Annotated in this window: 25 protein-coding genes, 1 other RNA gene and 1 pseudogene; 18 read left to right on the top strand and 9 right to left on the bottom strand. The window is 53.1% G+C overall.

The features are described from left to right. Positions 1–390: 390 nt before the first annotated feature. Positions 391–1674: a TolC family protein gene (locus tag HOL66_13960; protein ID MBT5245338.1), complete on the top strand. Its 1284-nt coding sequence runs from the start codon at positions 391–393 to the stop codon at positions 1672–1674. 24 nt (positions 1675–1698) lie between these two features. On the opposite strand, the gene HOL66_13965 is transcribed toward HOL66_13960, so the two are convergent. Together HOL66_13965 and HOL66_13970 are read right to left on the bottom strand one after the other, a co-directional pair. Further along, positions 1699–2088, bottom strand: a complete 390-nt coding sequence (locus HOL66_13965; protein ID MBT5245339.1) for a response regulator — start codon at positions 2086–2088, stop codon at positions 1699–1701. Between the two features lie 871 nt (positions 2089–2959). Continuing rightward, positions 2960–3061, bottom strand: a pseudogene (locus HOL66_13970) (energy transducer TonB). Positions 3062–3608: 547 nt separating this feature from the next. On the opposite strand from HOL66_13970, the gene HOL66_13975 reads away from it, so the two are divergent. Beyond that, positions 3609–5024: a diguanylate cyclase gene (locus HOL66_13975; GenBank protein ID MBT5245340.1), complete on the top strand. Its 1416-nt coding sequence runs from the start codon at positions 3609–3611 to the stop codon at positions 5022–5024. A gap of 277 nt (positions 5025–5301) precedes the next feature. On the opposite strand, the gene paaF is transcribed toward HOL66_13975, so the two are convergent. After that, complete coding sequence (gene paaF / locus HOL66_13980; GenBank protein MBT5245341.1) at positions 5302–6618, bottom strand: phenylacetate--CoA ligase; 1317 nt, start codon at positions 6616–6618, stop codon at positions 5302–5304. A gap of 216 nt (positions 6619–6834) precedes the next feature. Between paaF and HOL66_13985 the strand changes: the two genes are divergently transcribed. Continuing rightward, positions 6835–8103, top strand: a complete 1269-nt coding sequence (locus tag HOL66_13985; protein MBT5245342.1) for a hypothetical protein — start codon at positions 6835–6837, stop codon at positions 8101–8103. On the opposite strand, the gene HOL66_13990 is transcribed toward HOL66_13985, so the two are convergent. Continuing rightward, positions 8100–8858 carry a gamma-glutamyl-gamma-aminobutyrate hydrolase family protein gene (locus tag HOL66_13990; protein ID MBT5245343.1) on the bottom strand — a complete coding sequence of 253 codons (759 nt, stop codon included), beginning with the start codon at positions 8856–8858 and terminating at the stop codon, positions 8100–8102. The two genes, HOL66_13985 and HOL66_13990, sit on opposite strands and share 4 nt — an antisense overlap. Before the next feature lie 144 nt (positions 8859–9002). On the opposite strand from HOL66_13990, the gene HOL66_13995 reads away from it, so the two are divergent. Together HOL66_13995 and HOL66_14000 are read left to right on the top strand one after the other, a co-directional pair. Further along, complete coding sequence (locus HOL66_13995; GenBank protein MBT5245344.1) at positions 9003–9590, top strand: hypothetical protein; 588 nt, start codon at positions 9003–9005, stop codon at positions 9588–9590. 1 nt (position 9591) lies between these two features. Then, a complete protein-coding gene (locus tag HOL66_14000) occupies positions 9592–11547 on the top strand; it encodes a PAS domain S-box protein (GenBank protein MBT5245345.1) in 1956 nt (651 codons plus the stop codon). Here the strand turns inward: HOL66_14000 and HOL66_14005 are convergent. The 3 genes from HOL66_14005 to HOL66_14015 are packed head-to-tail and all read right to left on the bottom strand — an operon-like array spanning position 11544 to position 13673. Beyond that, a complete protein-coding gene (locus HOL66_14005) occupies positions 11544–12053 on the bottom strand; it encodes a hemerythrin domain-containing protein (protein MBT5245346.1) in 510 nt (169 codons plus the stop codon). The genes HOL66_14000 and HOL66_14005 overlap by 4 nt on opposite strands. Beyond that, positions 12050–13333, bottom strand: coding sequence for a hypothetical protein (locus tag HOL66_14010; protein ID MBT5245347.1), 1284 nt, complete (start codon positions 13331–13333; stop codon positions 12050–12052). The genes HOL66_14005 and HOL66_14010 overlap by 4 nt, the downstream gene beginning before the upstream one ends. Positions 13334–13337: 4 nt before the next feature. Next, the gene (locus HOL66_14015) at positions 13338–13673 is read right to left on the bottom strand and encodes a DUF2249 domain-containing protein (protein ID MBT5245348.1); all 336 of its coding nucleotides are present in this window, start codon (positions 13671–13673) and stop codon (positions 13338–13340) included. Positions 13674–13797: 124 nt separating this feature from the next. Here HOL66_14015 and HOL66_14020 point away from each other — a divergent pair, with 124 nt between their 5' ends. The 4 genes from HOL66_14020 to HOL66_14035 are packed head-to-tail and all read left to right on the top strand — an operon-like array spanning position 13798 to position 17110. After that, a complete protein-coding gene (locus HOL66_14020) occupies positions 13798–14040 on the top strand; it encodes an Lrp/AsnC ligand binding domain-containing protein (GenBank protein MBT5245349.1) in 243 nt (80 codons plus the stop codon). Positions 14041–14044: 4 nt separating this feature from the next. Next, on the top strand, positions 14045–14818 hold the full coding sequence (locus HOL66_14025) for a 2,3-dehydroadipyl-CoA hydratase (protein ID MBT5245350.1): 774 nt from the start codon (positions 14045–14047) through the stop codon (positions 14816–14818). 5 nt (positions 14819–14823) lie between these two features. Beyond that, entirely contained in the window at positions 14824–15615 is a 792-nt protein-coding gene (locus HOL66_14030) for a 2-(1,2-epoxy-1,2-dihydrophenyl)acetyl-CoA isomerase (GenBank protein MBT5245351.1), read from the top strand. 1 nt (position 15616) lies between these two features. Beyond that, positions 15617–17110: a 3-hydroxyacyl-CoA dehydrogenase gene (locus tag HOL66_14035; protein ID MBT5245352.1), complete on the top strand. Its 1494-nt coding sequence runs from the start codon at positions 15617–15619 to the stop codon at positions 17108–17110. Here the strand turns inward: HOL66_14035 and HOL66_14040 are convergent. Beyond that, positions 17103–17642, bottom strand: a complete 540-nt coding sequence (locus tag HOL66_14040) for a GNAT family N-acetyltransferase (GenBank protein MBT5245353.1) — start codon at positions 17640–17642, stop codon at positions 17103–17105. The genes HOL66_14035 and HOL66_14040 overlap by 8 nt on opposite strands. A 20-nt stretch (positions 17643–17662) precedes the next feature. Further along, positions 17663–18127 carry a GNAT family N-acetyltransferase gene (locus tag HOL66_14045; GenBank protein MBT5245354.1) on the bottom strand — a complete coding sequence of 155 codons (465 nt, stop codon included), beginning with the start codon at positions 18125–18127 and terminating at the stop codon, positions 17663–17665. A 202-nt stretch (positions 18128–18329) separates the two neighbouring features. On the opposite strand from HOL66_14045, the gene HOL66_14050 reads away from it, so the two are divergent. From HOL66_14050 to HOL66_14090, 9 genes are all read left to right on the top strand, one after another. Then, positions 18330–18791 (top strand): DUF4863 family protein, encoded by a 462-nt coding sequence (locus tag HOL66_14050; GenBank protein MBT5245355.1) that lies wholly within the window; start codon positions 18330–18332, stop codon positions 18789–18791. Positions 18792–18807: 16 nt separating this feature from the next. Further along, a complete protein-coding gene (locus HOL66_14055) occupies positions 18808–19554 on the top strand; it encodes a DnaJ domain-containing protein (protein MBT5245356.1) in 747 nt (248 codons plus the stop codon). 443 nt (positions 19555–19997) lie between these two features. Further along, complete coding sequence (locus HOL66_14060; protein MBT5245357.1) at positions 19998–20669, top strand: N-acetylmuramoyl-L-alanine amidase; 672 nt, start codon at positions 19998–20000, stop codon at positions 20667–20669. Between the two features lie 7 nt (positions 20670–20676). Continuing rightward, positions 20677–21063: RNase P RNA component class A (rnpB, locus tag HOL66_14065), an RNA gene on the top strand. Between the two features lie 217 nt (positions 21064–21280). Further along, positions 21281–22141 (top strand): OmpA family protein, encoded by an 861-nt coding sequence (locus HOL66_14070; GenBank protein MBT5245358.1) that lies wholly within the window; start codon positions 21281–21283, stop codon positions 22139–22141. A gap of 423 nt (positions 22142–22564) precedes the next feature. Next, positions 22565–23038 carry a division/cell wall cluster transcriptional repressor MraZ gene (locus HOL66_14075; GenBank protein MBT5245359.1) on the top strand — a complete coding sequence of 158 codons (474 nt, stop codon included), beginning with the start codon at positions 22565–22567 and terminating at the stop codon, positions 23036–23038. A gap of 8 nt (positions 23039–23046) precedes the next feature. Continuing rightward, on the top strand, positions 23047–24012 hold the full coding sequence (gene rsmH, locus HOL66_14080; protein MBT5245360.1) for a 16S rRNA (cytosine(1402)-N(4))-methyltransferase RsmH: 966 nt from the start codon (positions 23047–23049) through the stop codon (positions 24010–24012). Positions 24013–24015: 3 nt separating this feature from the next. Further along, the gene (locus HOL66_14085; GenBank protein MBT5245361.1) at positions 24016–24411 is read left to right on the top strand and encodes a hypothetical protein; all 396 of its coding nucleotides are present in this window, start codon (positions 24016–24018) and stop codon (positions 24409–24411) included. Continuing rightward, on the top strand, positions 24408–24981 hold a 574-nt coding region (locus HOL66_14090), incomplete at its 3' end, for a penicillin-binding protein 2 (GenBank protein ID MBT5245362.1). The genes HOL66_14085 and HOL66_14090, both read left to right, overlap by 4 nt.

Genomic DNA, 24981 nt, shown 5'->3' on the forward strand with positions numbered 1-24981 from the left:
ACCAAGCCGCTCCGTGCCAACGCGGTTAGCTCTGCCCGTTCCGTCGTGTTCAAAAATCTCGCGCGAATCATGCCGACAACAAGAATCCTTTCGAATGAGTCTTGCAAGAACTTTTCGCTTTCTCAATGAGTCGGAGTATACCCACAGTTGCATGGACTTATCCACACCTTGTCCAATTGATGTCCCAAAACCATCGGCCTAATTTTCATCTTCTTATGCATGTCGCCTGGGAGGCAAAAAATGCGTTCTTTTCGGGCACTTGCAGTCGGTCAACTGAGTGGTAGCTGGACTCATGGTGTACAGGTGTGAATTTCGGCCTGCAAAAGCAGGGAGCAAATCCCTGTGAGCATTGCCAATAGTTCAAGGGCAATCAGGTCTTTCTGTCTTGCCATGACTGCAGGGTCCATTTTGCTCGCACCGTTTCAGGTAAGGGCCGCTTCTCTGGAAGAGGAGCTGGCGAATTTTATCTACCTTCATCCGTTGGTGAAGGCGGGTAAGGCATCGGCGCAATCAGCAGAGCAGGGAGTCAAGTTATCGAAGGCCGGCTATCTGCCGACCTTGCAGGCGACGGCTACCGCTGGCCCTCAACATATTGACAACCCGACCACCCGGCTGTCTGATAAAGATTGGCAGCGAACCATGCAGACGGTCGGGCTGACCCTGACCCAGAACGTCTATAACGGATACCTGACCCACTCGACTGTCAGAACGGCCCGGTTGAACAAGGCGCTGTCCCTGATTACCCTTGAAGGCACCCTGCAGAACACTTTGTTTGAGGGAACGTCCACCTATGTTGATGTGCTTCGCCAATTACGCCTTGTCCAACTGGCGCACGGCAATGAAGCAACAATTGTCCGGCAATTAAATCTTGAAGACGAACGGGTGCAGCGCGGATCAGGTATTGCCGTTGACGTCTTGCAGGCGAAATCCCGTTTGCAGATCGCCAAGGAACGCCGGGTTACCTTTGAAGGCGCCCTTGAAGATGCAGTCAGTCGATACATTCAGGTCTTTGATCACGTTCCGGATCTTGAAACCATGACAGACCCGGTGCCGCCGGTGGAAATGATTCCCAGTGATTTGTACAAGACCATTGAAATCGCCATCCAGGAAAATCCGGCCATTTCAAACAGCGCCGTTACGGTCGAGATGACGCGTGAGCGCCGCCGTACGGTGATGTCTGAGTATGCGCCGGTTGTCGATGTTGTCAGCACCGCCAACTATGAAAAACATAATGCCGGAACATTAGGGACGCGGCGGGATTATTCTGTTCAATTACAGGCCAACTGGAACTTGTTCACCGGGTTGACGACCAGCGATAGTCTGACCCAGGTTGCCTACGATTTTGGCACCAGTCGCTCGAACCACGACCAGACCATCGACAAGATTATCGAGCAAGTGAAATTATCCTGGCAGGCGTTGCTGACTGCCCGTTCCCGCCTTGAGCTTTTGGAAAATGCGGTCAACATCGCAACGGAAGTTTTTATTTCGCGAAAGAAATTGCGTGAAGCAGGCAAGGAAACGGTGATCAACGTTCTGGATGCGGAAAATGAAGTTTCTAATGCGCAAATTAACTTCACCGCCGCCTCCTATGAGGAACGGCTTGCCATCTATCAGTTGCTGCTGGCCATGGGACGTCTAAATCCCAGTCACCTTAATTTGGCGATGAAGAACTAAGTCGCGTAATTGCTTAAAGATGCTCTAGGCCGTTCGATCGTCCCAAAGAGCCTTGATCTGATCGGAAAGCGTCATCGGGTCAAAGGGCTTGGCAATCACGCCCAGGGCGCCAATTTCCTTAAACCGGGCTACTTCAGCTTCCATCACCTTGGCCGTCATGAAGATGACCGGGGTGTTTTCAAACCCGGATAATTTTTGTAACGCCTGAAAAGTTTCGGGACCATCCATACCTGGCATCATGACATCAAGCAGGAACAGATCAGGTTGGAATTCGGGTGCCACCAATAACGCTTCTTCGCCATCACTACAGGTTCTGACGTTCAAGCCGCCGACGGCTTCAAGAGCCATTTTGGCAATTTCCTGAATATCAACTTCATCTTCTACATGAAGAATTTTATCTAAGGCTGCACTCAAATCCCGTCTCCTGAAAATTCAATAACCTCTACTTAAATGGAATTAATCGCCGATCTGTCCAGAGTTAATTTAACGCGTGTTTGGCCAACATCATTTCAGTGTCGCTGACACGCGGGAAAATTGGCAATGATTCTGTATCGTAAAGCCTTACCAATCCATGTTCCATATCGGGGAAACCACCACGGGAATCGTCAAATGCCCTGATCTCCAGTGTTGTCGCCTTCATTCCCCCGTCTCCGACATCTTTCTTGCGCCAAATCAGTGTCGGATTGTTTTTTGGCCTGCCTTCAAAGGGGGTCACGATCCGTTGCAATGTCTCAAGCGGGGGGCCGAAACGTTTCTCCATATAAGAAACGACGTCTTCCAAACCATTTGTGAAAAAAAGGGCATGGGCATGTGTCAGTTTTTTCCCATCGTATCGGACGACCGCTTGTGAACCCCTATACATTGCTATGCCATTATCAAACAACTTGCGAATGTGTTCGGGCCAGATGACGTCTCTTGTACAAAAGAACACATGACCATTTTGTTTACTGATGCAATTATTGTCATTGCCGTCAAAAGGCGATCCCAACGTCATCGATTGCCCAAGGGTCAAACCAGTCGTGGCGACAGGAACGGGAGTGGAGACGGAAACGGAGACAGGAACGGGCTTTTCCTGCTTTGCTATCGGAATATCGGCATCAGGCGTCGGCATCGATGACTGTGCGGGTTGTTCAACTTCCCGGGCTTTAACCTCTTCAACAGGTCGCTCCGGTCTTGGTGTGCCCGGCAGGATATTTTTGGTCTCGCGGACAGGCTTTTGCAGACCGGCTTTCTGTTTGATTTCTTCTTCAATTTCAATCTGGTCGTTAACGACAATTTTGGCTGTTGGTTTTATCTCGGCCTTTGGTTCAGATTCAGGCACAGGTTCCGGCTCCGGCTCCGGTTCAGGCTCTGGTTCAGGTTCAGGCACAGGTTCCGGTTCTGGTTCAGTCGCTTCAGATTTCTGCTCGTTGTTGGGCGTTTCTTCCTGTTGATCAGGTATCGCAGGTGTCGATGCCGGGGCTTTCATAACGGGGGGTGGCAGCTCGATTGTGACCTTGGGGGTTGCCCGCCTTCCGGAGTCACTTAATGTTTCATTCATCCACTTTTTAAGAGCGCGGGATTCAGTGTCGAGGAATTTCTTGGCCGGTGTTAAATACTTGCGAACATAAGGCATGACAGCCTCTATCGGGTTGTCGCTGCTTTCGTCCATCCCGGAATTTTCAACTTCGTCAGAGGCGGCAAAAACCGTCTCGTGACCAAAAAAAAGAAATAAAGCAAGTATAAGTGGAATGAACTTCATGATTTGAAAATACAGAGATTCTATTAAAAATAAAAGTGTCAGGATGATTTAGGAAAAATAATATAGAAAATGGTTCAAATCCCCCTAAGAACCCTTACATACCCAGACAAATAAGAATATTCTATTATGCAGGCCGTTCCTGTTGGATTTAGCTAATTGGAGGGAGCTGTATGATATTTATGATCGCGTGAAAATGACAAGTTCTTCATCCAGCAAAACGATTGAAGAAATCCCGCAGCCGGAAAGGCGGAAAAGGGGACCTCGCTTCGATGTTGATAATCTTGTCCAGATCCTGGAAATGTCTTCGGACATCATCTGCATCTGCGACGGCGGTGTTATCACCAATGTTAATTCTGTGGCCATCGACTTGCTGGGTTCTGGCGAAAAAGACGGTCTTGTCGGAAGACCATTTCTGGAGTTTCTGGCGGCTGAATATTCTTCAGCAATTGATAATTTTTTTGATGCTCTGGCAGAAGAAACCGAACCATTCCCGGCCAAGATGACGGCTTTGAGCGGCAATGAGATGGGCGTCAAGATCAACCTGTTCAAGGCGCGGGAATTGGGGGGTGATTACGCCATTATTCTTGCCCGCGATGTTACCCATCAGGTGCGCATATCCGAAGCAATTCGCCGAAGCGAAGCCCGCTATCGCAAACTGGTAAACAATGCCCTTGATCTGATCTGTACATGCGAGGACGGCAAGATAAATTTTATCAATGAAGCCGGTCTTATCATGCTTGGCGCCCAGGATGCCGATAATTTTATCGGTGAAGACATTTCGGTCCTGTTCCATCCAAACTATGAGGAAATTTTTTCTGAAAATCTGGACAGTCTGGTCGAGGAGGACATGCTGTTTCCGTCGCGCCTTGTCCGTGTCGACAGGTCGTATATTGATGTCGAGGTGGCGGTCACCACTTATGATATTTCCGGCTCCACACTGATGCTTGAGGCCCGTGATATTACGGATCATAACCAGGCCGTGGAAGCCCTTTATCAGGCGAACAAAACACTGGAGCAACGGGTTGAAGAAAGAACCCGTGCGTTGACCGAAGAAATTGTGTTGCGCCAGGAGGTCGAGGAAAAACTTCGTCACAGCGCCAGTCATGACGGATTAACCGGGCTTCCCAATCGCGGTCTTTTATTGGACCGCATCCACACTGCGCTGGCCCTTGGGCATCGGGAAGATAAGAAATTCGCTCTTTTGTTTATCGACCTGGATGGCTTCAAGGTGGTTAACGATAGCCTGGGTCACGAGGCCGGGGACAAGCTTCTGATAGAAGCTGCAAGCCGGATTTCCGACCATCTTCGCGAGACCGATACGGCAGCCAGAATTGGTGGCGATGAATTTGTCATCTTGTTGAGCGATATAACCGACAGGGGTTCGGTTGATCAGTTTGCACAAAAGATGGTGAAATTTCTATCAGCGTCCTATCCGGTCGGTGCGGCAAAGGGTGAAATCAGTGGCAGCATCGGCATTGCCTTATATCCTGATGATGCCAGTGATTGTGAAGCCCTTTTGAAAAAGGCCGATGAAGCCATGTACAAGGTCAAAAAAGAAGGGCGTAACGGTTTCCGTTTCGCCAGCGATTTGGGAAATGACCAGACCTAGAGCATAGTCGTTCCTGATTTTCAGAATTTCGGCCTGGCGAACCCTTCCATTTTCAGCATCATATTAAGCAGTTGAACATTGAGCGGGTTGTCGTCAACGATTAGCACGTTTGCTTCTTTGATATTGGTCTTGAATATCAGACATTGAAAATTTTTTAACTTAATGGCTGCTTGGGTTCAAATTGACTTTCGTATATTTACCCAGAAAGAAAAAAATGCTTCGGCAAAGCGACCGAAGCATTTTTCTTTAATTCTTGTTTTCATCAAACCAAGGCAGGTTATTCCGCCGTCCGGTGATCGATAATGCGTTTGACCCGGCCCATGGAGCGTTCGATTTCGTCAACGGGCAAGACCTTGGTATTCACAGAAAAGCCAACGGAAAGTTTGATCCGCCGGGCCAGGTCCTTGGAAATTTCCTGGCGGAAAGTTTCACCAAATCCACCGGCGTCAGGTCTGACTTCAGCCATCACGGTCAGGTTTTCCATACGATCATGCTTGGTCACCTCAAGCGAGTAATGGGGAGAGAGACGTTTGTCCTGCAAAATCACTTCTTCGATCTGGGATGGAAAAACGTTTCGACCGCGGATAATCAGCATGTCATCGGAACGACCGCCGACCCGCTCCATACGGCGCATGGTGCGCGCCGTTCCGGGCATCAGACGAGTCAGGTCGCGGGTGCGGAAGCGGATCACCGGCAGGGCCTCTTTGGTCAGGGACGTCAAAACCAGTTCACCCTGCTCTCCATCGGGCAGCACTTCACCGGTCTCCGGATCAATAATTTCCGGATAGAAATGATCCTCCCAGATGTGCAGGCCGTCTTTATCTTCGACGCATTCGCAGGCGACGCCGGGGCCCATGACTTCCGAAAGACCGTAAATATCAAGGGCGTCAATGCCGAACAGCTGTTCGATTTCATCGCGCATGGCATAAGTCCATGGCTCTGCCCCGTGAATACCGATCTTGATTGATGTGTCGCGGGGATCAATGCCGTTACGCTTTAGCATATCGCCCAAAGCCAACATATATGACGGTGTCACCATGACGATATCGGGTTTGAAATCATTGATCAGCTGAAGCTGTTTTTCGGCCTGACCGCCTGACATGGGGATGACCATACAACCCAGTTTCTCGGCCCCGTAATGCAAACCAAAAGCGTTGGTGCGAAGACCGTAGCCAAAGGCGATATGGGCGACCTGCCCTGAATGTGCACCGGCGGCGCGTAGCGAACGGGCGACCAGATCAGACCAAGTATCGATGTCCTTTTTGGTGTACCCGACAACCGTCGGATTTCCGGTCGTGCCACTGGAGGCATGAACGCGTACAACCTGCTCTTTTGGCACGGCGAACATGCCAAAGGGGTAGTTGTCGCGAATATGTTTTTTTCGGCTCAAGGGGAACTTGGACAAATCAGACAGGGTTTGAATATCGTCAGGGTGAACACCGGCTTCATCAAAGCCGAGCTTATAGTGCTCTACGTTGTCGTAGGCATGCTTGACTGACCATTTCAGGCGTTCAAGTTGCAGGGCGCTGATTTCATCACGCGATGCGTTTTCAATGGGATCAAGTGCGTCCTTTGCGGGAGCCTTGGCGTTCATGGTTCATCTCCAAAAACTTAAATATTTGAGGGCGTTTAACGTAGCACATTGTAGCATAGGGATTGAAGCTCACCGGGTATCATTGCCGTGGACAATCGTCAACAGCAATCCCGTCTACGGCTTAAGAGGATTATGTCGATATTTCGATGCTCACAATTGATAATCGTCAATTTGTAATCACTTAAAATTTAATACTTTTACCTTTATACCAAGATTATGACAATTAACGCCATGACCCGCCTGAAAATACTGCTTGTCGAGGATGATCCTGACCGACGTGCCCGAATTGAAGACTTGATATCTTCAATTACGGATACCTTTGAGCTTGAAGTCATCGTTTCCTATGAGGAAGTGTTGAAGGAAATCGGCTTAAACAATCACGATGCCTATCTTGTCAGTAAGGAATTTTCAGACAATCGCGGCCTGGAAATTATCTGGGAAATATCAGGACAGGGTTGTCGGGGCCCCGCTTTGGTGCTTGCCAATGATGACGATCCGGAACTGGAAAGCGAGGCGGTCAATCTGGGCGCCATGATTTATCTGGTTCGCGATCAGCTGAGCTCGCGCTTTCTGGAACGTATGATCCGCCATGCTATAGACAGGAAACGTTACGAAGACAACATTCGCGACAATCAGGAGGACCTGATCAAGCGAATGATGGATTTGCAGGATTCCAGCGAGCGTTTCGAGGCACAAAGTGTTGAATACGTCCAGATGGCCGAAGATCTGGCAATTGCCCAGGGTGAACTTGAAGCTGCCCTTGCCGATGTCACGCAGAGCAAGCAGGAGTTGGAAACCCTGAACCAGGAAAAAGACCGTTTCTTTTCCATTATCGCCCACGACTTGAAAAGCCCCTTTACATCGTTGCTTGGCTACACGGGGATGATCGCCATGGCGGCGGACAAGATGACGCCAGAAAAAATCGTCGAAAGCGCCGTCAATATAAATGAATCTGCAAACCGCCTTTTCGCCCTTCTGGAAAATTTGCTGGAATGGGCGCGGCTGCAAATGGATCAGATTCCCAGCGAACCCGTTATCCTGGAAGTACATGAACTTGTCGGAAAAACGGTTGATGTATTAGGCCCTGTCGGCGCTGACAAGAACGTCCGCGTTGAAAGCAAAGTAAACGCTGACGTGCATGCCTTCGCCGATACACACATGGTTGACACCGTCATTCGCAACCTGACCAGTAACGCTATTAAATTCACCGCGGCGGAAGGAACGGTTACGATTGACGGGCGAAATCAAGACGGCGTTTGCGAAATATCAGTTTCCGATACCGGTGTCGGCATGACCCCCGAACAGGTAGATAAATTGTTCAGCATTGGTGACAAGAACTCGACCAAGGGAACCGGGGGAGAGTCAGGCACCGGCCTTGGTCTTCTTCTTTGTAAGGATTTGCTGGAAAAATGTAACGGTTCGATGGTTGTTCAAAGCAAGCCCGGCAAGGGCTCGACCTTTACAATCACGCTGCCGGTTGGTTAGCTGGCGGCCTTTTCCTGGGCGCTCTCTGCGAAGGCACCAAACAGGGCGCGCGAGAACGGATTGTCCATGACTTTGAATTCCGGGTGCCATTGAACACCTGCGGCAAAACGTTGGGCGCCATCCACTGTAAGCCCTTCAACAAGACCGTCCGGAGCAATAGCCTGAATGCTTAAACCGTCGCCAACCCTCTCGATTCCCTGGCCGTGCAGTGAATTGACCATAATCTTCGTCGATCCGGCTAACCTGGCAAAGTAGGCCCCTTCAACGAGGCTCATTTCATGGGCCAGATCAAAACGGATATCCATCGGCTGTGTACGGTCGCTGCGATGGTCAAGCAAGCCAGGGACTTCAAAAACCCGTTGATGCAAACTGCCGCCATAAGCAACGTTCAATTCCTGAAACCCCCGACAGATACAAAAAACAGGCACCCCGGCCTCAACCGCCTCGACGATCAGGGGCAGGGTCGTGGCGTCACGGTGGGGGTCGTGGGCCGTTCCTTCGACACTATCTGGCCCATCGTAATGATGGGGCTCTACATTGGAGACACTGCCCGTAAACAACAGGCCGTCAACATGGTCGATCAGGGTTTTTCGGTCCAATGCAACACCCAAAGTCGGAACAATCAACGGCACCGCCCCGCAGGCCTGTTCCAGGGCATCGATAAACATGTGGGGTGCACTGTCGTAATCGTAACCGTCAATATCCTTTCGACAGCCTGAGACGCCGATGATCGGGGGTGGTGATTTGGTATTCATGATGATGAAACATGCCTTTTATCGTCAGGCAAGACAAGAGAGGTATTTTCACAAAAAAAGGACATCGTTATGGTAGGAAACCTTGAATTTTCTATCAATTATGAAAATATAGAAAAGAGTACTAATAACAAGGAATTATACTTTATGCATAAGGGGTTGTCAGGTGGCAAGGCGGGCCGTTTCGTCCTTGCCGGATTGTTTGCGGTGTTTGTGCTTTCCAGTCCTGTTAAGTGTCGCTCCCTTGAATTGGGATTAACACCCAGTCATGTCTATTCCCTTTGGCACGGCATTAACCAATCACTGCTCATCTATTCCCAAATCATATCTAAAGATGAAGACGGGTTCGTAAAGCTTAAGGCTATGCAGCCCAAGGCCTTTGAAAATAAAATTCCGGCCGATGTTTATAGCCATGCCGAAAAGGTCACTTCCCGACTTAGGGGATTTATTTCCATATCGACGGATGTGCCCGGCTGGTTGATTGAATTCGAGCAAATTAGTCCCTTAACAGATACCAAAGACGAAGAGATAACGCCAAGCGCCGTCTTTTTGATATCAACACAGATTCTTAATTCGATTGTCGATGTGGTCGTCGATAATACGGATTGGGAACAGCCGGTCAGTGATCTTTATGCCATCGACCTGCGCACCGATAAAACACCCAGTGATGTTTTTGGTCTGGTTGACCTGGCTTTGCGGCGAACCGGTATCATTTTAGCCGGGTATGACAACTAGAATGTTTTTTAATTTTCCCCATCTACGCATCACCACCTTCGGCAAAGGCCTGGCCGTTGCACTTTCTCTGGTCGTTGCATCAATTATTTTGACGTCGGTTATCACCTTGCAGCAGACGGACAAGATGGCAAGCGCATGGCAGGGTCATAACACAGTGACAGCGCGTAAAATTGTTATTTTGAGCCATCTTCGTGGTCTGCTGGGTTTTGACGGTATGGTCCATCATTACAAAAACTTCATCCTGCGCAAGGAACGTTCCGAGGCTGCGGCGACCTATAAAAATTTTTTGGAAATATCAATTGCCCTGAGCGCATATCAGTCGCTCGGATTGACGCTCAGGGAAGAAGGGGCGCTGGATATATTAAGTGAAACGATTAATAAATATCGTTCGAATCTTAAAGCTGCCGAGAAATTGGCCGCCGGGTCCATGGCTCCTACCGCCATTGATAAAATTGTACAAATTGACGACACATCGGCGATCGTTGCCCTGGCTATTCTCGATAATGAACTCCATTCGGCACGTCTTGCCAGTGAAGGGAAAGTTCATGACACAGTTGACGGTCTGATCTCGTTTGTTAGCGTTTCGGCGCTCCTCACCGGGCTCTTTGTTCTGGCTCTTGCCTCGTGGATTATCTGGTATGTGCGCAAGCAACTGGTTGCGCCTCTTAACGCTCTGGTCGGCGCGTTTCGCCGAATAAATCCTCACCATCCCAATGCCGGACGCCTTCCCGATCATGGCAGTGACGGGGGTTATGAGCTTAATTTGGTTGCCCGTGCCGGAAATGCGTTCCTGAGCGCTACAGAAGAACATTTGAACAAGCTGGATCAAACAGAACATGCATTGCGGGCAAGTGAAGCACATTTGCGTTCGGTGGTGGAAACGGCCGTTGACGCTATTATTACCATTGATATGGGCGGCGTGATTCAATCATTTAATGCTGCGGCGGTGAATATTTTTAATTTCAGTCTTGATGAGGTTATTGGCAACAACGTCAAGATGTTGATGCCAGAGCCCGACAAATCTGCTCACGATGGCTATCTCAGGGCTTTTCAGGAAACCGGTAGGAACAAGATCATTGGCATTGGCCGCGAAGTCACAGGCCGTCGCAAGAATGGCAACCTTTTCCCTATGTGGTTAGCCGTTAGCGAGAACAGAAGCTCAGATGTAATTCACTTTACCGGCATTATCCGCGATATCTCGGCTGAAAAAGAAGCCGAAATAAAAGTTCGTATGGCCAAGGAAGCCGCCGATCAGGCCAACCGGGCAAAATCCGAATTTCTCAGTTCCATGAGCCATGAATTGCGCACGCCCATGAACGCCATTTTGGGATTTTCGCAATTGCTCGGCAGCAATCCCAAGGAGCCATTAAGCGCCTCTCAAAAAGAATATGTCGACTTGATTTTGCAAAGCGGCGATCATCTGCTGGAGCTGATCAAACAGGTTCTGGAGTTGAGCCAGATCGAGGCCGGGCACCTGACCGTTTCATTTGAAAAAGTAGCTGTTCTGCCTCTTGTTCAGGAGTGCCTCGATAGCCTGGCGCCACGGGCCAAAAATCGTAACCTGTCGCTCATGTGCCATGACGACGTGGGCTCCATCCCCGATGTCTGGAGTGATCCGGTTCGTTTGAAACAGGTGTTATTAAATTTGCTGTCCAACGCTGTTAAATATAACCGTGACAATGGCAGTGTTGCGGTCAACTGCCAGGCCATGGGGGACAGTATGATCCGGATCAACATTATCGATACCGGTTCGGGAATTCCCGAAAACAGGCAACAAAACCTGTTCACACCCTTTGACCGGCTAGGCCGGGAAGCAGGTCAAATCGAGGGCACCGGCATCGGGCTTTCAATTACCGGCAAGCTGGTCACAGCGCTGAAAGGAAACATCGGTTTTATAAGCACCGAAGGTCAGGGCTCGACATTCTGGATAGACCTGCCGGTCTCAAACAATAACTAACCGGCGTTCTTCATGTCCTGATAGGCCATGCTCAATGTTTGATCCGTTTCCTCATCAATCATCTGATCGATGGCCGGAAGGAATCCCATTTCTTCTTTCTGGATGTGAAAAACTTCGCGCTCAACAAGTTCCAGACCTTTTTCACGAAAAATTTCCCAACTCTCAGGGCTAAAACCGTCTTTGCGGCCAGCCTTGGCACGGTCGCTTAAGTCGCGCGCCAGCGGGCGGATGATTTCATGCTCTCCTTGAAGCATCTGGGTGATGCCCATGTCACCAAACTCGGCAAACAGGGGGAAAAGATGTTGTTCCTCGAAGGCGTAATGATGGGAAATTTCCTCATTCAGAACGGCTTCCAGATCACCTAGTAAGCGGTTCATATCCGGATTGTCGCTGGCGGGAGCTGCCTTGGCGCCGTTCAAGGTTGTTTCCAGCTTTTCAAGCAATGCCATGATGGCGAAGTGCTCGTCATGCAGGGTGCGCAGGATGTTAAAAGATGACTCCATCATATCTGTGATCTTTCATTCTTAGGTGAACTGGTTCGCATACGACGGTAAACATCGGTGGTGAACCACAGGAATGCAAATGCCCCAACAAGCCCGAAGGTGGCCCCCGCCTGAACGGCGCTTTCCATGTCTGTGGCAATGCCGATGCCGACCACAGCGAAGGCGATGAAATGGCAGACGGCATGAATCTTAAGGGGCAGACCACGCGCCAGTTGTGACAGGCGGGGTGGTTTGTTGCCGGCTGTAGAGGCATTCATGGCGGCAAGAAAAGGCATGATCTGTTGTTGGACCCCCAGAACAAATGTCAAAAGCCAGCCGAAAACGACAAGGTATCCCGCCACCAACAAAGTCGGCTCGAAAGGAACACCGGATATGGCGGCAACGCCAACGGCGATACTGAATGGGAAAGCTACCCAGCTTGCCCGGATCAGGATGAAGGAAATTCCAAGCTTCTTCTTCATGCCCGCCTTGATCACCCTGTTCATGCTCAAAACATGGGCGAGGGCGGACAGAAGCATCATCGCCGCGCCAATCACAACAATCTGCCGCTGACCGGCCAATCCTGCGCTGATGCAAACCAGCAACCCGGCGCAGTATAGGGCCAGGACAAGCAGGGAACTTTTTTGAGAAGGGGCGTTGGCCAATGCGAACATAGGCACCAGAACCGAAGCAAAACCCATAGACAGCAATCCCATGAAGCCGAAAAGGGCAATCATCCCGTGGGTCGCCGCCGCAATATCCTGATCGATCGACAACAGATCGAAGATCATGGCAAGGCCGATCAGAAGCAAAGCCAGCAAAGCCACAAGCGCCAGCCAGAAGTGAGTAATCAGAACCTTGAAACCTGAAGCGTGGGTTAGCAATCCAAGGATGACATAGATATACAAGGCCAGACCGACGGCAAGGGAAAGTCCACCGGCAGTCATGGCGCCGGTATGTCCTTCACCAAAGCCTACGATCAGGATGCCTACACCTGGTATAAATAACCATGATGCCACACGGATCGGCCACAGGGTTTTCAGGGACTGGCCTGTTACCACCGGGAAAATTTGTAGTGATGCGCCCATGGCCGTCATGACAAAAACTCCCAAGGTCAGGGCGTGTAGTGAAGCCAGTGTATATCCCGACCCCCCCTGAAACACGGGAACTTGAACCGCCGCCATAAAGAGCAGGACCCAACCCAGAAGGTGATAGAAACCCGAAGCGAAGAAAAACCGGTAAGGGATGGACGGCGGCAGCAAGCGTGCACCGGCACCAGCGATGATCGTTCCTGCTAATTGCATGAAATCAACCTTCCGCCCGTGGAATCCGGGTCAGGCGAAGATGTAACTGCCCTGTCGGTGCGGGTAACGGGCTCCAGGCCCAGCCGCGCTCTTCAAGTTCCGGGTACAGCAGAAGCGGGTCACGGTCATGGATAACAATAACCGTATCGGTCACATTCGGGCTTTCAAGCAAGGTCAAAATACCGATCAACGGCTGTGGCGATTCCAGGCCGCGCACATCAATACGTGTCTCGGCCCCTTCTATGGAAATCGATGGGCTTGTTTGTGCGGTCCTTGTGCCATCTGCGGAGGGCAGAACAGGGCACGCTTCCGGCGTCGTTTCTTTTCCATTTGGTACCATCAAGGTACCTTAAGAGGGTCGGGGAAGATTGTATTTGACGGATGTCAATAAAACCGACACGCCACTGATTGCGCCGCCTTGAAGTCCAGAGTAATCTCTTGGGCAACAACGCAAGGAGAGAAACATGCAAGCGGTCTTCGTTTTTGTAAAATGTGAACTCGGCTGTGCATATACGGTCGCCAATGCGCTGATCGAGAAAGTCGAGCAGACCTCGGAAGTGTATTCGGTTTCCGGCGAGTTTGACCTGATGGCCAAATTCTACATACCCAATGACAGCGACATCGGCCATTTCGTGAACGAGCAGGTGCACGCGATTTCCGGCATCAAGGATACGCAAACAATCATTACCTTCAACGCCTTTACTTAAAATCATGAGCATCCTGATCATTGACGAGCGACCGGACGATGCCATCGCTGTGCTGACCCTGAACCGACCCGAGGTTCACAACGCCCTGAACACGGCGGTGCTCGAAGCGCTTGCCCAGGCTCTAGAGCGTCTTTCGGCAAAGGACGACATTAATGCCGTGGTGCTTAGCGGCGGCGAAAAGGTTTTTGCTGCCGGGGCCGATGTCAAGGAAATGGCGGACCTTGATGCCATCGGCATCCACCGCGATGCCCGGTCCGGCCATTGGCGGGCTATTGCCGCTTTTCCCAAACCGCTGATCGCCGCCGTTAACGGGTACGCGCTGGGCGGTGGCTGCGAACTGGCCATGCAGTCCGATATCATCATCGCCGGCGAGACCGCCCAGTTCGGCTTGCCGGAAATTAATTTGGGGCTGATTCCGGGGGCTGGCGGCACCCAGCGCCTGACCCGCGCTGTCGGCAAGTCACTGGCCATGAAAATGATCCTCAGCGGTGAATTCATCGATGCCGTCCAGGCCCTGGAGGCGGAGTTGGTGGCAGAGGTGACGCCGGCAGGTGAAACCATCGCGCGGGCTTGCGCGCTAGCCTGCAAGATCGCCGAAAAATCCCCGCTCGCCCTTGAGATGGCAAAACAATCCGTGCTCAAGACCTTCGAGACATCGCTTGCCAATGGCCTTGATTTTGAACGCCGCTCGTTCACGATCCTGGCGGCCAGCGAAGACCGAAAGGAAGGTATCGCCGCCTTTCTTGAAAAACGAAAACCCGCCTTTAAGGGACGATGACAACTGTGACTTATCAATTCATAGATTATGATATCAAGGATGGCGTCGGCATTTTGATGCTCAACCGTCCTGAAAAACTCAACAGCTTTACGACCGTCATGTTGGAAGAAATCGCCACTGCTTTAGGCGATGCCGCAGGGGATGCAAACGTGCGCGCGGTGTTGCTCAGCGGTAACGGGCGGGCTTTCGGCGCCGGCCAGGATTTATCCGAACGGGACGTCAAGCCCGGCGATCCGCCGCCTGATCTGGGGGAGTCTCTGGACAAACGCTATAATCCCATCGTCCGTCAGATACGGGGCATGGACAAGCCTGTGATCTGCGCCGTAAACGGTGTCGCCGCCGGGGCCGCCGCCAACATGGCGCTGGCCTGTGATCTGGTGCTGGCAGCAAAATCGGCGCGTTTCATTCAACCCTTCGTTCGCTTAGGACTGGTGCCTGACGCCGGGGGAACATGGTCGCTGCCGCGTCTGGTTGGCCGCGCCCGGTCAATGGGCATGGCGATGCTGGGTGGCGATCTGTCTGCGCAACAAGCCGAACAGTGGGGCCTGATCTGGAAATGCATCGACGATGAAGCGCTGATGGATGAAGCTCACGCCCTGGCCGGGACACTGGCGAGCCAACCGACAGTCGGTCTTGGCCTGATCAAAAAGGCGATTAACGAAAGTCACGGCAATACCCTTGACCAGCAACTGGATCTTGAGCGCGATTTGCAACGGATCGCCTGCCAAACTGAAGATTACAGCGAAGGGGTCAATGCCTTCCTTGAAAAACGAAAACCCGCCTTCAGGGGTCGATAACGTGGGCGCACTGTCAACAGAGCAGGTTGTCGCCGTTATTGGGGCGGGCACCATGGGTGCTGGCATCGCCCAGGTCGCGGCCCAGGCGGGGCATTCGGTATTGCTCTATGACGCCGCACCCGGCAGCGCTGAAAAGGCCATCGCAAAAGTCGCCGAAGGGCTTGAGCGTCTGGTCGTGCGGGGGAAGTTTAGCGCCGAAGATGTTGCTGCTACAATTTCGAGACTTAAATCCGTGGCGGGGCTTGAGGATTTGTCCCCGGCCGGATTGGTGATTGAAGCGATCATCGAAGACCTTGCCATCAAGCAAGAGTTGTTCACAAATCTTGAAAACATTTGCAAGGTTGACACGATCCTGGCCAGCAACACCTCGTCCCTGTCGATCACCACCATCGGCGAATGTCTCGCACGGCCAGAAAACTTTGTCGGGCTGCATTTTTTCAATCCCGCACAAGTGATGAAACTGGTCGAAGTGATCAGCGGTTCGGGGAGCGCGCCCGGTGTCGCCGACAGCGTTTTTGCGACCGCTGAAGCGTGGGGGAAAAAACCGGTCCATGCCGCCTCGACCCCGGGCTTTATCGTCAACCGGGTGGCCCGGCCTTTTTACGGCGAAGCCCTCAGGGTGCTCGAGGTAGAGGCTGTAGACGTCGCCACCTTCGATGCCATCATGCGCGAAAGCGGCGGCTTTCGTATGGGGCCGTTTGAATTGATGGACCTGATCGGCAATGACATCAATCTGGCGGTGACCACCTCCGTCTATAATGCTTTCGAGCAAGCTCCCCGCTTCAAGCCTTCACCCTGTCAGCAAGAACTGGTCGCATCAGGAAAACTGGGACGCAAGAGCGGCTGCGGTTTCTACGATTATCATGAAGGGGCGATGCCTGCTCAGGCGACCACCAGCGCTGCCATCCCGCCACCTGATAGCGTAACCACCCGGGGCGATTTAGGCGTTGCTTCGGTGTTGACTGATTTGATTGAAAAGGCTGGTATCTCCGTTCAGCATGAAGCGGCTGATAGCGACCACGGATATCTGGAAGTGGGTTCGGCGCATTTGTATTTATGTGATGGTGGTTTGGCTGCAAGTCACGACGAGAATGCCATCGCCTTTGATCTGGCCCTTGATTACGAACAAGCCACCCGTATCGGTCTTGCCCCGGCGGCAACCTGTGATCCGGCGGCACTGGCCTCGGTCATTGGCCTCTTTCAGGCTCTTGGCAAGTCAGTCTCGGTGATCCCTGACCTTGCCGGGATGGTGGTGATGCGAACCGTCTGTATGCTCGCCAATGAAGGGGCCGACGCCGTCGACAATCGGGTTTGCACTGAACAGGCCGTCGATATAGCGATGTGCTACGGCGTTAATTATCCTGCCGGTCCGTTGCACTGGGCCCGGGCTATCGGTTTTGGGGTGGTTGAAGGGGTGCTCGATAATATGGCGGCGGTCTACGATGATCCGCGCTACCGTTGTTCAAGCTGGATACGAAACAAAGTCGTTAAATAGTTTTAACCAGCGACAACTGCTGGGCCGGTTGAAAGCCCTTGGCGCTAAGAAAGCCCAGCAGGTTCAAATCGTTCCAGCCGACACGGGTGCCGACGGTTTCCACGTGCAAGGCTTCCAGATTAATCAGTAACTGGGATAACAGGGCCGTGGCAATGCCCGCGTGGGCGTAATCGGGGTTTACACCGATGGTGTCGATATGGGCGGCGGCCTCGGCGTGACCAAATTCACCAAAATCAACCCGCGCCATGATGAAGCCGGCGGCAAGGCCGTCGACTTCGGCAATCAGGGAGACACGAACCCCGGTCTCGCTCATCATTTCCTGTAATTTTGCGGCGAAATAATTCGGGCGCTGATGGCCCGTCAATTTGGCGTCGATGCGCACCACACTGCCCAGGTCTTCCTGCTGCATGGAACGGACCCTTGTGCGGTCACGAGGCAGGGATTCAAAATCGTCACCGTTGTGTTCGCTGTAATCAGGCACCCCGGCGTCCATTGGTTGCCGGTTGACATCACTTTCTGTTGGATTGTTCATGCTAGAGTCTGCCTACTTACCTAAAGATTGCGCGAAACCGGACGTTCAAGAATTTGTTCCGGAGCCAATTGAAAGCCGGTGGAGGCGAAGAATCGGGATAGCCCCAAATCCTGCCAGTCAACCTGGGTTCGTAATTCGGTAATCTCCAGTTTTTTCAAAATATCGGTCAGGCCATTAAGCAGGGCATGTCCACCGCCATCATGGCGGGCGTCGGGATCGACGCCGAGAACATCAAGAACGGCGGCGCGTTTATCATCGCCGTATTCGCCATTTTGAATGCGGGCAATGGCGAAGCCTTGCAGTGCGTCTGATGGGTCTGTCAGGGCAAGGGCGACAAATCCGTGGGCATCGGCAAGCGCCGCTTGCAATCTTTTTTCAAAGAACTTGCGCCTTGGTCGTCCCATAATCCGGCTGTCGATTTCCACAACTCGTTCCAGATCGTCCGGGCTCAGGGGCCGGATAGTGACAGTTTTTTTTCCGCTCATTAGAAGCTCTCGCCTTATCGGATAGTGTTTGTGTTGCTCGGATTTTAGAGCTTAATCAATAATTCGGTACTATAATACTTATTTAGATCATCGTCAACAGATTGATCTGTTGGGAAATATCCGATCAGTTCCGGCAACGAATTCTTGCCTATCGGGCCGCTTATCGGGACAATGCTTTAAATTCAATCGTTGAGGATGAACAATGAATCAGGATCAATTCCAGGTATTGATACAACCGGTCATGGACGCCATTTCGGGTAAACCTGTTGACCAGCAAATGGCCGCAGATCTGAACCGTGACTTCCCCGCTGATAGTGAAATCTTCAAGGCCATAGACGCAGCCTGTCACGACGCCATCAAGGCGGGCTGGATGTGCGCCCATGGTGATGAAGGACGGCGTTTTGGACGGGTTATCAAGCCATCGCCAGAAACCCATGACTTAAGCGTCGATGTGGTCCAGTTGACGGACATCGTTGGCCCCCATCACAGCCATCCGACCGGTGAAGTGTGTATGACCATGCCGGTGACGGCGACGGCCAGGTTTGATGGTCATGGCGCTGGCTGGTGTGTCAATGAGCCGGGATCGGCCCACAGTCCGACAGTTTCCGATGGCGAGGCGCTGGTGCTCTATCTGCTGCCGGGCGGCGAGATTCAATTTACCTGATGGCTGGACAGAGCACATGAGCATTTGGGGAAAAGTGATTGGCGGCGTCGCCGGTTTTGCTCTTGGCGGGCCGCTGGGCGCGTTGATCGGTGCTTACGCCGGTCATAAAATGGATCAGGCTCGCACCGGTGAAGGGGCAAGGGTTGGCCCCGGCGGTTATGACCAGCAATCCCGGCAGGTCGCTTTCACCATGGCGGTGATTGTACTGAGTGCGAAAATGGCCAAGGCCGACGGTGTCGTCAGCCGCGAAGAGGTCTTGGCCTTTAAACAGATTTTCCATATTCCGTCTGATGAAATGGCCAGCGTCGGCAAATTGTTTGACGAAGCCCGCAAGGACGCCAGCGGTTTTGAGCCCTACGCCGAACAAGTCGCCCAGATGTTTGCACACGAACCGGCTGTGCTTGAGGAATTAATCGGCGGCTTGTTTCATATTGCGCTGGCTGACGGCGTCATTCATCCGGCGGAAATGGATTTCCTGGCCAAGGTGTCGATCATCTTCGGATTTTCCGAACGGGATTTTGAACGTCTGCGCGCCAGTTACGACACCCCCGAAACATCAAGTCCTTATGAGGTCCTGGGTGTCGATCCCGATGCCGATGACGCAGACGTCAAGAAAGCCTATCGCAAGTTGCTGGTCGTTAACCATCCCGACAAACTGATCGCACAGGGACTGCCACAGGAATTCATCGATCTGGCCAACGAGAAAATGGCCGCCATCAATGCCGCTTATGACACCATCAAGAAGCAACGCGGAATGGGATAGGACATGCTTATTTAGTGCTCGCTTTTACTCGGAACCGAGTAAATAGGATAATGATTAACCCACAGAGAAAAAGGACAACACCTGGGCTTGCGTTATAGAGTTTGTTCGTGGCACCAAAAATGTCACTAATCCATGTAATAGATCCTTCGACGCCTAGGTAAATAAGTATCATTCCTCCGACCATTAGCACGAAAGAAGTAACAAGAGCTGCCATTGAATATATAAAGCTATATTTTGCTGTGTTATCCCAAAATTCTTTATCTTGGTAGTTTTTTGGAGGTGTAACACTGTACTTAATATTTTGATCATGTGGTCTATATTTATTTTTTGGGATCATTATTGGCACCAATTCACTTTGAAGTTATTTATAAAAACCGCATTATCAATGGCATCTTCCAGCGATGAATTTTTCACGTAATAATAGTACCTGAAAGCTCGAATTAATGAAACACCAGCCGACCTCTAATTTTGACGAGCGCTCGGCGGAAATCCCTATCGACATGCTGGTTCTTCATTATACGGGCATGGAAAGCGCCCAGGCCGCGATCGACAGGTTGTGCGATCCGGGCACAAAAGTTAGCGCCCACTATGTCATCGATGAAGACGGCGCACTCACCCAACTGGTCGGGGAAGATTGCCGGGCCTGGCACGCGGGGGAAGCCTGTTGGCGCGGCGATCACGATATCAACGCCCGTTCCATCGGCATCGAACTGGTCAACCCGGGCCATGAATTCGGTTTAAGCCCCTTTCCTGAAAAACAAATGCAAGCCCTGGAAAAACTGGCCCTGAACATTATCAGCCGGTATCAAATTCCGGCCCGAAACGTGGTCGGGCATTCCGATGTCGCGCCGCGTCGCAAAACTGATCCCGGCGAGTTGTTCGACTGGTTCAGGTTGTTCAAAGCCGGGGTCGGGGTCTGGCCTGAAGATGCCCTTTCCCTTGAAATGAACCAGCAAGAGGGCACAGACCTGCTCGCCAAATTTGGTTACGAGACGGTTGATTTTACCAAAACAGTAGAAGCCTTCCAGCGCCATTTCCGGCCAACCAGCATCACCGGCTCACTTGACGGGGAAACAGCGGGTCTTCTTGACCGCCTGATCGCAGTCGTGGGATAAGGGGTGGCCAGACGGTCGGATGGTTGCGGTCCTTTTGGATCGAGGAAAGTCCGGGCTCCATGGAAACACGGTGCCGGTTAACGGCCGGCGGGGGTGACCCCAGGGAAAGTGCCACAGAAAGCAAACCGCCTTTTGCTGAGCATCAGGTAAGGGTGAAAGGGTGCGGTAAGAGCGCACCGCGCTTCCGGTGACGGGAGCGGCAGGGGAAACCCCACCGGGAGCAAGACCGAATAGGGGCGGCACGTGGATGCAAATCCGCAGGCGTGTTTCTGCGCCGCTGCCCGGGTAGGTCGCGACGAGGCGTTCGGCAACGGACGCCCCAGATGAATGGCCATCTCCCGTCCGGCTTCGGCCGCGGCGGGGACAGAACCCGGCTTACAGACCGTCTGGACCTATATTTGACACAACCGGAAAATGCGCAGGCAAACAGGCGCATTCAAGCGGCATTCCCATCGGGGCTGCAATTGACAACGATCAATACTTGCAAGCCGAAACAAGCGTATCCAACTAAATATTGAAGACAGGTCAGGCGATCTGTCGGTTTTCCGTGCTGCGGCCCGACGCGTAAAATTTCGTCCTGCCGAGCGCGACATTAAATGTGGGAACCCGAGATGATTTCATTTGGACGCACCATCAAAACCCTGTCGCTTTTGCTCATTCTGACGGCCGCCGGTTGCGCCGGACAAAAAACCGCAGATCGCAGCCCTAGCGGCACATATACCGTTTCTTTCGATAATGCCGGCCTGGTTATCGGTTTTCATACCGGTCAGGGGAAATTGGTCCTCAACGACGGGTCGGAATACGCCTTCACGGCCGACGGTTACAGTATTGCCGACCTCGGGTATTCAGTCGCGACGGCCACAGGTGCGGTCTACAATCTTTCTAAGCCCGGCGACATCGAGGGCGAATACAGAGCCGTTGGCGCGGTCGCCATTCTCGGTAAGGGAAGCGGTGGCGCAGGACTTAAAAACCGAACGAACGATGTCATTCTGGATGTAGATTCAGCCGAAACCGGATTACGTTTCGGCCTGGGCGGCGGCTATGTAACCGTCAAACTCGGCAAAATGCTCAAAGGGCCCCGCGTCGCTGCGGTGAAGCCCGCGCCCGTGAAGCCCGCTCCCGTCATGGCACCCAAACCGGTCACCCGCAACATCGAGTTTGGATACGATAAATCGCGCGTCAGTATTGCCATCGGCAAACAGCTCGACCCGATCGCGGCCGAGTGGCGTAACAAGCCTGCGTCCTTCGTCGTCGTCGGCCACGCGGATACGGTCGGCACGGACGCCTATAATATGAATCTCTCATCGATGCGCGCCGAAAACGTCAAAAAGGCATTGATCGCACGCGGTATTGAGGCGGCGCGTATCTCGGCACGCGGCGTCGGCGAAAAGGGACTTGCGGTTCAAACCCCCGAAGAGACGCGTCTGCGCGCCAACCGGCGGGTTTCGATTACGATTAGTATCGCCAGGTAGTCTCGGCAGGCCCCTCCCGGGGCCGGATCCCGAACGAAACCGTTTCCAAGCCGCGGCCTGCACAAGGCCGCGGTTTTTTATATCTGCGACAGCGAAAGGGAACCCGATCTCGGACACCTACCGTTTCGGCGTTTTTTTAGCGCCAACCGCCCAATTGAGAACATAATAAGAACACAGTGCTGCCACAATCAGATGGTAGACAATCCTTCAGACGGACTTCCGATCAATTTCAATTTCGGTTGGACGGGCATTCAGTCACGTCAATGAATGCTTCTAAATGCCCGTTCTTAACTAGTTATTTACTATTGATGGCATTGACTCCCATAATAACCCATGATATCCCACCATGTCCCACATCCGTTACAGGGACGTGGTTTTGTGCCGCCTCGTCGGCAGGAAAAGACAGGAAAGTCGGATCGCCCCGTGACGTCGTTTATTTCGACATACGAGAACAAGGTAGACCGGAAGGGCCGTGTATCGGTTCCCGCTGCCTATCGCTCGGCGCTCGGAACCGAGACGTATCAAGGGGTTATCGCCTATCCATCGCTGACCGATCCGGCAATTGAAGCATTCGGAAAAGGCACGCTCGAAGAACTCAACCGGCGCCGGTTCGACCAATCTCTCGATGGAGGAGATTTCGCGCAAACACTGGTCGGTAAGTCGGATGACGGGCTGGTCGAGACCATCATGGCGATCTCCAGCGAGCTGCCATTTGACGGTGAAGGGCGAATCATTCTGCCCGCCCGCCTTGTTGAGCATGCCGGCATTACCGACCGCGCGACCTTCGTTGGCCGCGGCACCCGTTTTCAGATATGGGCGCCGGATGCCTATGAAAAGCACCAGGCCGCGGAGGTTGAAGCCTTGCGCGCCCGGCTGAACGGGGGGTCGCTGCAATGAATACTGCGATGGGCCCCTCTGGCGGCTTCGGGCACGAACCCGTCATGATCGACGAAGTTCTCGCAGGCCTGGAGCCGCGCGATGGTGGACGCTATGTCGACGGCACCTTCGGCGCCGGTGGATATACCACAGCTATCCTTGACGCCGCGGATTGCCGGGTATGGGCAATCGATCGCGATCCGGATGCGGTCGCCAACGCCGCTGAGCTGGTCGATAAATATGCCGGACGCCTGACGGTGATCGAAGGCCGGTTTGGCGATATGGCCGATATTCTCGCTCAACAGGGGATCGAATCCGTCGACGGTATTGCGCTCGACCTCGGCGTCTCGTCTATGCAACTCGATGACGCCGCGCGCGGTTTCAGTTTCCGCAGCGACGGGCCGCTCGATATGCGGCAGGGCAAAGACGGTCTTTCGGCGACGGACCTCGTCAACGATACCGAGGAAAGCGTTCTCGCAGATATTATTTTCAAATACGGCGAAGAGCGACAGGCCCGGCGGATCGCCCGAGCTATCGTTCGGGCCCGCGCAGATGCACCTATTACCCGTACCGGGCAACTCGCCGACATCGTCCGCAATACCTATCGCGGCGGACATGCGTCCAAAACCGACCCGGCAACCCGGACATTTCAGGCGATCCGTATTCAGATCAATGAAGAACTCGACGAGCTTGAACGCGGGTTGCAGGCAGCCGAAATAGTCCTCGCCCCGGGTGGCCGCCTCGCCATCGTTGCTTTCCATTCGCTGGAAGACCGCATCGTGAAGGAGTTTCTGCGCGTTCATTCGGGCGATGTCCCGACGGTCTCGCGTCATTTGCCGGCCGCATCGGATACCGGACCGGCGCCCTGTTTCAAACTGGTCCGGCGCGGCGCGCTGAAACCATCGGGCGCCGAAACGCGCCGCAATCCTCGCGCCCGCTCCGCCCGGCTGCGTATTGCCGAGCGCACGGCATCACCCGCACCGCAGGAGGGCTGAGCCATGCGGCAGTCCACTTTGCTCTGGTCGGTTCTTGGAATTGCCGTCGTCATCGGCTTGTTTGTGGTCAAGCACCGCGTGCAGGACCTCGAAGATCGCCTGCATGCGTTGAATGCGGAGATCATCACCGACCGCGACGCCATACAGGTCATGCAGGCCGAATGGAGTTATCTGAACCAACCGGCCCGGCTTGAAGCGCTGAGCAAGCGTTTGCTTGGCATGGCCCCGCCGGTGGCGGACCAGACCGTGTCGATGCAGGAATTGCTGCGCAAGGCCGATCCGGAAACAGCGCTACCGGCGATGGAAGTGGTTAAAAAGAAAGCCGCGCCGCCGCCCCGGTCACCCAAGACCGATGACTGGCTCGGTCCGATCCTCGCCAAGCTGAAGAAGCCGCAATGACCGCGCGCCGCAATCAGGCACCGGAAAAAATTCGCATTGAGGGCGATCGCAAGACCGCTATTGAGACAGGCCGAAACCGCCTGATGGTCGCGGGCGCGCTGTTTACGGCAGCCTTCGCCGTCATCGGTGTCCGGGTGGTCGATGTCTCACTGTTTTCGGAAAATGCGGAACCCCGTTACACCCGCAGCGTCACGAAGGACGAAAAGTTTACCGGCCGTGCCGATATCGTGGACCGCAACGGCATCCTGATGGCGACGAGCCTGAGCACGGCATCTCTTTTCGCTAATCCACGTCTTGTGCTCGACCCGGAACAGGCCGCCCTTCGGCTCTCCAGGGCGCTTCCCGACATCAACGTCAAAGCGGTTGAAAAAAAGCTTCGGTCGAACCGCGGGTTTGTCTGGCTGCGCCGCCATCTGACGCCACGCCAGCAATATGCGGTGAACCGTCTCGGCATCCCGGCGCTGAACTTTCAGCGTGAAGCCCGGCGGATGTATCCGCTGGGCCCGCTCGCGTCGCATGTTCTGGGCTTCACCGACATCGACAACAAGGGGCTGTCCGGGGTCGAACGCT

It is taken from the genome of Rhodospirillaceae bacterium, from assembly GCA_018662005.1.
Taxonomy (GTDB): Bacteria; Pseudomonadota; Alphaproteobacteria; order Rhodospirillales; family JABHCV01; genus JACNJU01.